Here is a 9,779-nt window from a genome sequence, read left to right as displayed (position 1 = left end):
TTTCGATGACACAAAAATAAGAGGAGTTCCGCTCCCCTTATTTCCAAATCAGGTGTCATCCTATTATGCCAAAACAGCCTCCCCGATAGTTAAAACCCTTTACCACAGCCACTTACAGCCATTTTTTTTCATTATTCCCAACCTCGTTTTTCAGCAAAAAAATTCATTGTTTCACCACTAAAATGACTGGAAAAAGGCACTAAAGCCCGGGAAATCAGGTAAAAACGACCAGGCGCCGCCAGGATTTTGTTTGGCGGCCCGCCCTTTTCCAGTCGCTGCAGGATTTAGGGAATCAGCCGGTCGGCCCTGAGGCTTTCAAAGAGGTCGAAAAAGGACGCCCGTGTGTCCTGGTAGACCAAAAAGCCCAGCTTTCGGCTTTTATTCATATCGGTCATCACTTCCAGGGGACGCCCCAGGTCAAGATCCGTGTGCCAGGGGGAGGCCAGGCGGTTCAGCCGGGGTTCCTTCAACTGGTACTTCGCGCCGATCTCCTGCCACAGCGGCCCGTCCCCCTGCATTTCCGCTTCAAGGGGATGGATCGTGCCGTCAAAGCCTGCCGCCTCTACGCCAAACCAGTCGGCAACCTGCTGCCACAGCCACTTCCAGCGGAACACATCGCCGTTGGCTACGTTGAACGCCTCGTTATGAGCGTGCTCCGAAGTGGCCGCCCAGATCATTTGCGCCGACAGCACCCGGGCATCCGTAACATCCGAAAGGCCGTTCCACTGCGCCTCCGATCCGGGAAACCGGAAGGGCCGGCCTGTTTCTTTACAAATGCTGGCATAAACCGCCAGGGTGGTGCCCATGTTCATCAGGTTACCCACGGCCTTGCCGATCACCGTATGCGGGCGGTGGACGCTCCAGGTAAAGCCGTCACGGGCCGCCGCCGCAAACACCTCGTCCTCCTGCGCATAGTAGAAATTCTCGATATTGAGCCGCGGATGCTCTTCCCGCACGGGCGTTTCCGGCAGGGTCCCGGCCTGGGCATACGCCTCAAAAGGGCCGAGGTAATGCTTGAGCCCGGTAACAAGGGCCACATGCCGTACCGACTTTTTGGGCGACAGGGTTTCCAGCAGGTTATGCACCATCAGGCGGTTGACCCGGATGTTTTCCGCTTCGGTCTCCTGGCGCATCCAGCTGGTGAAAAATACATGGGTGGGCTGAACCTCCGCAAGGGCAGCAGCCAGGCTGCCCTTATCCAGCAGGTCGGCCGCGACGGGGATCAACCCCGTGCCGGTTGCTTTAATCGTACGGGCCAGGCCATAAGTGGTCCAGCCTTCGGAAAGGAGCTTTTCCGCCAGGTTACTGCCGGCAATGCCGCTGGCGCCTACAACAAGTGCAATTTTTTTCATTTTTTCAGGCATGATTAGATTGTTTCCGACCGCAAAATTGGAAAACAGGCACCAGGTGGAAAAGGACCTACCGCACAAAAAAAGTGTGCGCCAGGTCACACTAGGCCGAGGTAATGCGGCTGAGCGTTTCCCGGGAAACACCCAGGTAGGAGGCAATCAACGCCTTGGGCAGCCGCTGCGGCAGGGCCGGGTACAGCTGGAGGAACTGCCGGTACCGCTCCCCGGCATTTTTACTCAACAGCGACAGGATCCGTTGCTGCAGGGCGATATAACCGGCGGTCGTCTTTTTCAGGAAAAAGTACTCCATTTTTTGAAGATGGGTGCACAGCTTATCCCGGTTGTCGATGGAGATGGAATAGAGCTGGGTGTCTTCGATGCAATCGATATTCAAGGTGGCCGGGCCCCGGTTGTGATACGCCTGCGGATCAGAGATCCACCAGTCCTCCATGGCGAATTGCAGGATGTGCACCTTCCCGTCGTCATCGATGTAGAACGACTTCAGCAGCCCTTTGACCACAAAATGGTCATTGGAAGCCGGGTTGCCTGCCTGCAATACATACTGATGCTTCCGGTAGGCTTTCGGGGTAAAATGCTGGAGTACAAAGCGGAATTCCTCGTCCGTGAGCTTCACGATCCTTTCAATCTGCCGCCTGAGTAGTTCTTCCATGCCTGGCTGTTGATAGCTGTTCTCAAAGAAAATAAAAGTACGGGTAAATCTTCGCAACCGCCGTTCCCCTGTTTGCCGACGGCACCGGCCGCTTTAGGGCACGCATACGTCACTGATTTTCAATAGATAAATTTCCTGCACCAAAATTTGAACCTTTTGGGCCAATATTCAAACCCCGTTTTTTCCGCCCCGGTATAGGTTTGTACTTGCGGTCCAGCCAATGCCATATGATCAGGCCGCCAACCTTTAATTTGGTTAAACCCAGATGGATAATAATAGAGCTCATGAATACTAACGATGACGGCTTGCTTGCGGAAGTCAAAGCCTTATTTGCCGCCCATGATGAAGCGGGGATCGAATTGCTGTACGAACATTATTTTGACAAGCTCTGTGCCTTTGCCCAATCCTACCTGAAGGCCAGGGAACCGGCGGAAGAAGTGGTGGAAGACGTTTTTGTCCGGCTGTGGTCCAACAAGAACAATGTCCTTCACCTCCAGAATTTACCGGTCTACCTGTACAAAGCCGTTAAAAACGGCGCCCTGAACGAGCTGGAAAAAAGATCCCGCACCCTGCCCGCCGACGTGTTAAGCGACGAATACCCCCTTGCCGCCGGCGGCGCCTCTCCCCTGGAAGAATTGATCCTTTCGGAGATGATGCAGTCCATGCAGGTGGCGGTCGATGCCTTGCCTCCCCGCTGCCGGATGATCTTCAAGCTTTTACGGGAGGACGGCCTTAAATACAAGGAAGTGGCGGAAATCCTGAACATTTCGGTCAACACGATCGACAGCCAGATGGCCATCGCCATCCGGCGCATCTGCGCCGCCCTCGGCATCCGCAAAGGCACGGAAGCCTCCCCCAAAAAAATCTGAAAATTTTTGAATTTCTTTTAGTAGATCAATCAAAAAGCTCTGTCTTATAGAACAGAGCACGTTTAATCGCATGGACATACCCAACAGGATAGCAGCTTTGGTCGCACGGGCGCTTACCGGGGAATTATCACCCGGGGACGAAAAAGAGCTGGCTGCTTTTATGGAAAGCCATCCCGAAGTGCAACAGCAAATGGACACGCTGAAAAAGCTTTGGCAGAAGGATTTACGGGGCACGAAGCCTTCGCGGAACCTGCAACCGGCCGACCAGCAACGGATCCGGCGGATCGTGCAAAAGGCGGAAGGGAACAGGGCGGAAGCGCCGGAAGCACCTGCAGCCGTGGAAGCACCTGCAGCCGTGCCGGAAAGCGCCCGGGTGTTGCCGCTGTTTTTAAAATACGGCCGGTATGCGGCGGTGCTCCTCCTGGTAATGGCGGGCAGCTGGTTCTTTTTCTTTCAGGGAAAAAATTCAGGGCCTCAAAGCGGCACCGGCGAACGGGTGATCGTGGCGCAAAAGGGCAGCAGAACCAGGGCCCTGCTCCCGGACGGGAGCACCGTATGGCTGAACGCCGGGTCAAAGATCTGCTACCAGGGCGACTTTTCCGGCCCCAGCCGGGAGGTGACGATCAGCGGCGAAGCGTTTTTTGACGTCGTGAAAAACCCAGATCGTCCCTTTGTCGTGCATGCCGGCGATATTGCCATAAAGGTGCTGGGTACGGCCTTCAATGTGAAATATTATAAAGAGGAGGCTACCATGGAAACCACGCTGCTGCGGGGAGCCGTGGAAGTCACTTCCAGCAAAGACCAGAATGCCCGGGTGCACCTGAAGCCGAATGAAAAGCTGATTATTTCCAAAAAGGCGCCGGTAAACGTGAAGGAAACGGCCGGTGCGGGAAAGGCCCCGGCCCGCGAAGAGGTCCGAAGCTTCCAGGTAGTGCCCTTCCAAAGGCCGGTGACGGAAGAGCAATTGCCGGAAACGGCCTGGATCTACAATCGGCTGGAGTTCCGCGACGACAGCTTCCAGGACCTGGCGGCCAAGCTGGAGCGGTGGTATAATGTCACCATCACCTTTGCCGATGAAAAAGCGAAGGGATATAAGTTCAATGGTTCGTTTGAAAAGGAAACCGTAGAAGAGGCGATGAAGGCCCTGCAACAAGTCCATTCGTTCACCTATAAAATAAATGCCAATGAAATTTCTGTACGATCAGTAGAATGATCTTCCCCCGGTTTGATCTGGAAAAAGAAACAGGAAGATGTTGGCGCATCTCCCTGTCTTATCAGATTAAAACTTTGTAACAACCGTCTAGAGCTGACTATTTCTTAATCCTAATCTCAAATTTATGCAATGTTTCCAAACGATTGCCCAAAAGTTTATTGCCCAAAAAATCCTCCTCTACATGAATCTCATTGCTGCCGCTTTACTCGTCTGTTGCTTGCAGGTCTCTGCTGCGGGTTATCCGCAGGGCAGGGTCAGCCTGAAGGTGAGGAATGAAGAAATAGGACAGGCGATCGCCAAAATCGAAAAGCAGACTGCCTACCGCTTTTTATACAACAGCGACCTGGAAGGCATCCGGCACCGGGTAACCCTGGAGGCCCGGGACGCCGTCCTCACCGAGGTCCTGGAAAAAATGCTCGCCCCTGCCGGCCTGGCCTTCGAGCTGATGAACGACCGGCTGATCGCCATCAAAAAGGATACAAGAGAAACGCCCGTGCTGACGATCTCCGGCAGGGTGACCAACGATAAAATGGAACCGCTGCCCGGCGTAAGCGTGGCCGTCAAAGACGAAGAGGCCGGTACCAAAACCGATGAAGAGGGCCGGTATTCCATCGCTGTAAAAAGCAAAAAGCCGGTGCTGGTCTTCAGCTTCGTGGGCTATACCGTCCGGGAAGTGGAAGTGGGGAGCCAGAAAACGATCGATATTTCCCTGGTGCCGCTCAATCAAAGCCTGGACAACGTGGTGGTGATCGGCTACGGAACGGTAAAGAAACGGGACCTGACCGGCTCGGTGGTTTCCTTAAAGTCCGAACAGATTACCTCCACGCCGGTGACCAACGTGCTGGAGACCATGCAGGGCAAGGTGGCCGGCCTGGACCTTACCCGCAGCAGCGGTGAAACCGGCGCCCCGATGAACTTTACGATCCGGGGCAACCGGTCGCTGAATGCGTCCAACGCACCGCTGATCCTGGTGGACGGCATCCAGTACGGCGCTTATATCGACATCAACCCCAACGACGTGGCCTCCATCGAAGTGCTGAAAGACGCTTCCTCCACCGCCATCTACGGCTCCAGGGGCGCCAACGGGGTCATCATCATTACTACCAAAAGCGGCAAAGGAAAGACAAAGGTGGAGCTGAATAATTATTACGGCATCAACGCCCTTTCCGACTACGACCGGCAAACAAACCTGGAGGAATACATGGCGATGACCCGCGAGTCGTACCGGGCCCTGGGAAAATGGAGCAGCCCGGCCGATGACGCCAGCATCTTCGGGGGCGGCTATGAGAATATTCAAAAAGGCATCAATACCAACTGGATCGACCTGATGGTACACCGCGGCGCGGTGCAAAGCCATCATGCCGCCCTCTCCGGTGGCAACGACAAAACCACCTTCCGGCTGTCTTCCGAATATTTCCACGAACGCGGCTTTTTGAAAAACGACAACCTGAAACGTTTCGTGCAGCACCTGAACCTGGATCATAAGCTGGCCGCCAACCTGAAAATAGGCACGGTGCTGAACTTCAACTCCTCCACCCAGGAGCGCCGCAACACCAGCTTCTGGAACCTGATGAAAGGCGTTCCCTACGGCGTTCCGTATAACGAGGACGGCACGCTGAAGCAGTATCCCTGGCCGGGCAAGCTGGATATCAATCCCCTGATGGACGAGAGCACAGACAACTATGCCAACAACACGGCCAGCAGCCGCATCTTCATGGTGGGCTTCGGCGAGTGGGGCATTACCAAAAACCTGCTGTTCAAAACGAACGTGGGCGTAGACATCAACAACAGCCAGCAGGGTATTTTCGAAGGAAAGAATACAACCGTTTCCGGTACGAACAATGGCTTTAGCCGTTCCCTGCTCAGTGACAACAAATCCCGCAGCCTGACCTGGGAAAATGTTTTGAACTATACAAAGGCGTTTAAAAACCATGACATCAACCTGATGGGGGGTACCAGCCTGATCAAAAACAGGTCGGTGCTGTTTTCCGGGGAAGGCAAGAACCAGCCCTTTTCCACCGCCCTCTTCTATAACTTGGGTGCCAACACCAACGATATACGGGTTTCCAGCAGCTTATCCGAAAGCCAGCTGGCCTCGGGTTTCGGAAGGCTGAACTACAAGTTCAAGGACCGCTACCTGCTGACCGCTTCCCTGCGTGCCGACGGCGCTTCCGTGCTGGCCGAAGGGGCCAAATGGGCGTATTTCCCCTCCGTGGCGGTGGCCTGGCGCCTGGTGGACGAGCCGTTCCTGTCGAAAGTTCCCTTGCTGTCCGAGCTGAAGCTGCGTACCAGCTACGGGGTGTCGGGCAACAGTGCCATCCAGCCCTACCAGACACAGGGCGGCCTGAGCAGGGTTCCCTTCGCCTTTGACGAAACCCCCGCCATCGGCTACTGGCCCAATATCATTGCCAACAAAGACCTGGGCTGGGAAAAAACCGCCACCATCAATGCGGGCCTCGACTTCGGGTTGTTCACCAATAAGATCATGGGTACGATAGATGTGTACCATACCCGGACCAGCGACCTGCTGATGCAGCGCATCCTGCCTTCGGTGACGGGCTTCAACTCCATTATCGACAACGTGGGCAAAACCAAAACCAGCGGCATCGACTTCACCCTTTCCTCCCGCAACCTTTCCACCCCTCGGTTCACCTGGACCACCGACTTCAACTACTCCCGCTTTAATGAAGAGATCGTGGCGTTGAGCGTGGGCGGCGACGACGTGTCCAAAGGCTGGTTCGTGGGCAAGCCGTTACGGGTGTTTTATGATTATGAAAAAACAGGCATCTGGCAGTCCGGCGACAAGGACCTGGCGGCTACCTATGGCCATACGCCCGGCGAGATCAGGGTAAAGGACCTCAATAACGACGGCAAGATCACGGCAAAGGACGACCGGGCCGTGCTGGGACAGGCGTCTCCGAAATGGACTGCGGGCATGAGCAATAACTTCAGCTACAAAAACATCTCGCTGAACGTATTGATCTATGCACGGGTAGGCCAGATGATCTCCAGCGACTATGCAGGTTCTTATTACCCCGGCGGCCTGTTCAATACGGCGGTGGTGGATTACTGGACACCCGAAAATCCCACCAATGCCTATCCCCGTCCGAAAGCGAACGTGACCGACCAGTACCTGGCGACGTTAAAATACCTGGATGGGTCGTTCTGGAAAATAAAGGACATCCGGCTGGCGTACAACCTCACCAAAAGCAGTTTCAAAAAGCTGCCGTTCAGCAATGTGGTCGTTTATGCAACCGCCAAAAACCAGTTCACCTTCAGCAAGGTAAAAAATTACGACCCCGAAAGAGGCGGCTCGGTGGATTACCCCTTAACCAAACAACTGGTATTCGGCTTAAACCTGGCCCTCTGACCGGCGCGGACGTCCCTGTCCTTTTACAAGAAAACTCAATAACAATCTCAGACTAAAAATAGTATCGGTTTATGAAAGCGATTCTTCAAAAACTGCTCCTGAACCTCCTCGTGCCCTCCCTGGTAGGCCTTTCCTCCTGCACCAAGGACTTTCTGCAGGAAGAAAACAAAACAGGCATCACCGCAGACGTTTTATACAACACGCCGGAAGGCATGGAAAACCTGATTAACTCCTGTTATGCCCCTACCCGGCTCTGGTACGGTAAAATGATCGGCTACCTGCTGACGGAAGCCGGCACCGACGAAATGCTGCGCGCCGGCTGGGGCGGCGGTTATTCCCCGTACCACGAATACACCAGCAGCCTGCAGGGAAGCGACCCCGGCCTGATCCACGTGTGGGGCGGCTTTTACAAGGGCATCAATGCCTGTAACGCGGCCATCGGGCGCCTGGGCGGCTCCGCCCTTGCCGCCAATGTAAAGACCCTGCGGGAAGGAGAGGCCAGGTTCTTACGGGCGTTTTATTACTACCACCTGGTGGAAACGTTCGGCGCGGTTCCGATCCGGACAAAAGAAACGGAGAGCCCCGAAATGACCGCGGAAAGAGCCCCGGCGGAGGAGGTCTACAAGTTAATTTTCAGCGACCTGGAGATTGCCTTAAAAAACCTGGCAGGCGTTGTGACGCCCCAGGGCGGCCGGGTGACCCAGCCCGCCGTGGAAGCCTTCCTGGCCCGGTTGTACCTGACGCGTAAAATGTACCCCCAGGCCCTGGACATGGCCAAAAGAGTAATCAACAACTACGATTTCAAGCTGCAGCCCGACTACAAGGCGCTTTGGAATATGGCCAACAGCAACGGCAATACCAATAAGGAATCGGTCTGGTTTGTCAACTATACGGCCAATAACGAGCTGAACGACCGGCCCAGGGGCAGCGACCTGGGATTCTTTTACCTGTGGGAGGGCGGCCATAATGCGCACGCTTTCTTTACCATGATGAACTTCGGACTGCCCGGGTTTACCTGGGACCTGGAGAACGGGCGGCCGTTGAACCAGTTCCTTCCTTCCCGGTATTTGCTGGACCTGTACGACGAAACCAAAGATGCCCGGTATGCCGGTACCTTCCGGACGGCTTGGTGGGCCAATGACGCCGCCACCCTGCCGGCAGGCGTGAAGCTGGGAGACACCATTTTCGTGGCCTCTAAAAACGTAGTACCTGAAAGTGCCCGGCAAGCGAAGAAATACACCATCATGGACCGCAACGATGTGTACGATGCCGCAGGCGTGCCCAAAGGCGACCGCAGCCGCTATGTGCAGCTGAATAAATTCGCCGATCCGACGCGGCCGGATAAGGGCGTGCATGAAAGCAAACGGGATGCGTTTGTGTTCCGGTTGTCGGAAATGTACCTGATCGCTGCGGAAGCCAGCATGGAGCTTTCGGACAAGGGGGCGGCAGCGGACTTTATCAATGTGGTCCGGAGCAGGGCGGCCCTGCCGGGCAAGGAGCAGGACATGCGCATTGCGGCCGCAGCCGTCAACCTTGACTTTATCCTGGATGAAAGGGCCCGGGAACTGGCCGGGGAGCAGGTGCGCTGGTTCGACCTGAAACGGACCGGGAAGATGAAGGAACGGCTCGCTAAGGGCAACCCGGAGGCGTCGGCCAACTTCAAGGACTTTCACCTGGTACGGCCCATCCCGCAGGTGGAGATCGACGTCATGCAGAACAAGGAGGCATTCAAACAAAACCAGGGCTATAATTAATGCCCCGTTTTGAAACGTGCACAGGCCCTTCCGCTTTAACGGGAGGGCTTTTTTTTACAAGGCGCGCCATTCTAAAATAAAAATCCCCTCCGGAGGGAGGGGAAGATTTATAAGGCGTTCAACCTCTCCCCCGCCACGCCGGGGGCGTGGCCCCCCCTCCCCACATAGGGAGGGGGATCGTAGCTCCGCGGGAGAAGGGTTTGTACGTTAGAAACAAATGGCGCCTACCCAAATGCCTTGTTTCCTGCTATTTTTTCGCCTTTTAGACTGTACTCCCGCGAAGCTACGCTGACTTCACCCCTCCCTATGTGGGGAGGGGTCGGTTTCGCCTTGGCGAAACCGGGGGAGAGGTTTTACGCCTGGCGGAGCAAAACGACCAGTTACAATTCATTGCACGGCACCACAAAGAAGCCATTTTAAGTTCAGTGTATAAAGGGAACAGGGGGTATTTAAAGGGCTAAAAGGGCCAGGGGAGGGGAGGAAAAGGGGAAATGGCTGAAAGAAAAAAATTAACGTTTTGTTTTTCGTATCGTTTTTCTTTGCTTCTTTGCACT

7 protein-coding genes are annotated in these 9,779 nt (G+C 55.0%); 5 read left to right on the top strand and 2 right to left on the bottom strand.

The window, feature by feature from the left end; all coding sequences use genetic code 11:
* Positions 1 to 181: hypothetical protein (locus V9K67_RS26450; RefSeq protein ID WP_336728038.1), on the top strand; the 181-nt coding region annotated here is incomplete at its 5' end.
* 103 nt (positions 182 to 284) lie between these two features.
* On the opposite strand, the gene V9K67_RS26445 is transcribed toward V9K67_RS26450, so the two are convergent.
* Together V9K67_RS26445 and V9K67_RS26440 are read right to left on the bottom strand one after the other, a co-directional pair.
* On the bottom strand, positions 285 to 1,352 hold the full coding sequence (locus V9K67_RS26445) for an SDR family oxidoreductase (RefSeq protein ID WP_336728037.1): 1,068 nt from the start codon (positions 1,350 to 1,352) through the stop codon (positions 285 to 287).
* 100 nt (positions 1,353 to 1,452) lie between these two features.
* A complete protein-coding gene (locus V9K67_RS26440; protein WP_336728035.1) occupies positions 1,453 to 2,019 on the bottom strand; it encodes a Crp/Fnr family transcriptional regulator in 567 nt (188 codons plus the stop codon).
* A gap of 284 nt (positions 2,020 to 2,303) precedes the next feature.
* Here V9K67_RS26440 and V9K67_RS26435 point away from each other — a divergent pair, with 284 nt between their 5' ends.
* The 4 genes from V9K67_RS26435 (at position 2,304) to V9K67_RS26420 (ending at position 9,225) form a co-directional block, all read left to right on the top strand.
* Positions 2,304 to 2,888, top strand: a complete 585-nt coding sequence (locus V9K67_RS26435; RefSeq protein ID WP_336728032.1) for an RNA polymerase sigma-70 factor — start codon at positions 2,304 to 2,306, stop codon at positions 2,886 to 2,888.
* A 160-nt stretch (positions 2,889 to 3,048) separates the two neighbouring features.
* A complete protein-coding gene (locus tag V9K67_RS26430; RefSeq protein WP_336728029.1) occupies positions 3,049 to 4,101 on the top strand; it encodes a FecR family protein in 1,053 nt (350 codons plus the stop codon).
* Between the two features lie 181 nt (positions 4,102 to 4,282).
* The gene (locus V9K67_RS26425) at positions 4,283 to 7,471 is read left to right on the top strand and encodes a SusC/RagA family TonB-linked outer membrane protein (protein WP_336728027.1); all 3,189 of its coding nucleotides are present in this window, start codon (positions 4,283 to 4,285) and stop codon (positions 7,469 to 7,471) included.
* Positions 7,472 to 7,542: 71 nt separating this feature from the next.
* Positions 7,543 to 9,225 carry a RagB/SusD family nutrient uptake outer membrane protein gene (locus V9K67_RS26420; RefSeq protein ID WP_336728025.1) on the top strand — a complete coding sequence of 561 codons (1,683 nt, stop codon included), beginning with the start codon at positions 7,543 to 7,545 and terminating at the stop codon, positions 9,223 to 9,225.
* Positions 9,226 to 9,779: the final 554 nt, after the last annotated feature.

The sequence above is a fragment of the Huijunlia imazamoxiresistens genome, from assembly GCF_037132455.1.
Lineage (GTDB): Bacteria > Bacteroidota > Bacteroidia > Chitinophagales > Chitinophagaceae > Flavisolibacter > Flavisolibacter imazamoxiresistens.
This window is presented reverse-complemented; position numbering and strand designations above follow the sequence as displayed.